The organism is Elusimicrobiota bacterium (genome assembly GCA_026388075.1).
In the GTDB taxonomy this organism is placed as follows: Bacteria; Elusimicrobiota; Endomicrobiia; order Endomicrobiales; family JAPLKN01; genus JAPLKN01.
The window spans coordinates 1-1,666 of the sequence record JAPLKN010000087.1 but is presented as its reverse complement, the minus strand read 5'-3'; the positions used below and the strand labels follow the sequence as shown (position 1 = coordinate 1,666).

Below are 1,666 nucleotides of genomic sequence, written 5' to 3'. Positions count from 1 at the left end.
CATTACATAAAACCAGGTCTGCTCTTTGTGTAAATCAGCTCCAACATAATTCATGGTGGTTCCTCCTTTTTGTTATTTGTTTCGCTAAAATATTTTAGCAAAACTGTGAGGAACCACCTAACATATTATCAGGCTTTACTTGTTTTACTTGCTGCCGTACCACAAACCAACCCCCCCGCATGGTTTCTTTGAAACCAAATCAGCGGGGCAGGCGGAGTTGGTTTGTGGTTATTTTTTGTTTATTGAGAGTAAAAGTCGTTCTCTCCTTAATTCCTTTATCAATTCTTCTTCGCTAGGCAGGTACAGTTTATACCGTGAGGCAAAAATCTGTTTGTTAATGTTAGAAAGAGTATATCTAACAACTGCGTCCTTTTTATCTTCGCATAAAATAAGTCCGACTGTTGGGATATCATCCTTTTGCTTAATTTCACGGTCATAATAATTCACATACATCTGCATTTGACCGATATCCTGATGAACTAGTTTGCCGATTTTTAAATCAATGATCACATAGCACTTCAAAATTGTGTTATAAAACACCAAATCAATGTAAAAGTGATCTCCGTCCAGTGAAATTCTTTTCTGACGCGCAACAAAAGTAAAACCTTTGCCTAATTCAAGCAGAAATTTCGAAAGATTGTCAATAAGTGCCTGTTCTAATTTGCTTTCATATAATTTGGATTGCGGAGAAAGCCCTGTAAACTCTAAAACATACGGATCTTTAATCATATCCTCATACGTTTGAAGTTTTTGTCCTTTTTGGGCTAATTTCATAAGACCTTTTTTATCTTTACTTAACGCTAGGCGCTCAAAAAGCAGCGAGCCTTTTTGACGCTCCAACTCCCTGGCCGACCAGTTATTTTTAACGCATTCAATCTCATAGAATGAACGGGCTTCCGGTTTTTCTACACGCATCAAGATACGGTAATGGCTCCAGCTTAATTCTCGACGCAGTGTGTCTAGAATTGGATATGCTTCATAAAATCTTCTCATATTCCATAAATTACTTGAATCAAATCCTTTCACAAAATCAGCAGACAATCGTTCAGCAAGTTTTTCTATTAGTTTAGCGCCGTAAGCAGCACGGTTTTTCCCTTTTTGTTCTTCCTGGACTATTTCTCGTCCTATATGCCAATATGCCGATACCATTTCAGCATTAACCGCATGTACAATATTACCGCGAGCAGTATCAATAATTTCCCTTATTCGCTCATATATACTATTCATGGGTAACTGAGATTTAATTAATTTTTTTGTTTTTGATTTTTTAGATTTCATACCTGAGTTCCTTTAATATTTTTGGCAGCCTTTTTATTGGACTTCAAGTCTATCGCGGTGCCAGGCTTTACTTGTTTTACTTGCTGCCGTACCACCTACCCGCCCTTGCGGGACTCCATTTAATAGCACTTACGGAAGTCGCGCGGTGGTACAACTTAGTAGATTGTATCGGATAATCAAAAAACCACCTTTCGGTGGTTTTAGAATATTCAATATTTAAGAAAATTTTTTTAAACATTTTAGTAACACTTATGCCTTTTCCGGCATTTCATTTTGCTGAAAATTAAGGACTTTAATCAAATGTAAATCGAACTTACTGAACGAAGTTCGAACCTACTATGAACATGAGCAAGCCGATTGATGACTTCTGACCGGCTTTCCCTTCGCT

General features: G+C 37.3%; 1 protein-coding gene. It reads right to left on the bottom strand.

Translation table 11 applies throughout. The annotated features are described in order from the left end of the window. Positions 1-228: 228 nt before the first annotated feature. Positions 229-1,227, bottom strand: a complete 999-nt coding sequence (locus NT145_04890) for a PDDEXK nuclease domain-containing protein (GenBank protein MCX5782023.1) — start codon at positions 1,225-1,227, stop codon at positions 229-231. Positions 1,228-1,666 lie beyond the last annotated feature (439 nt).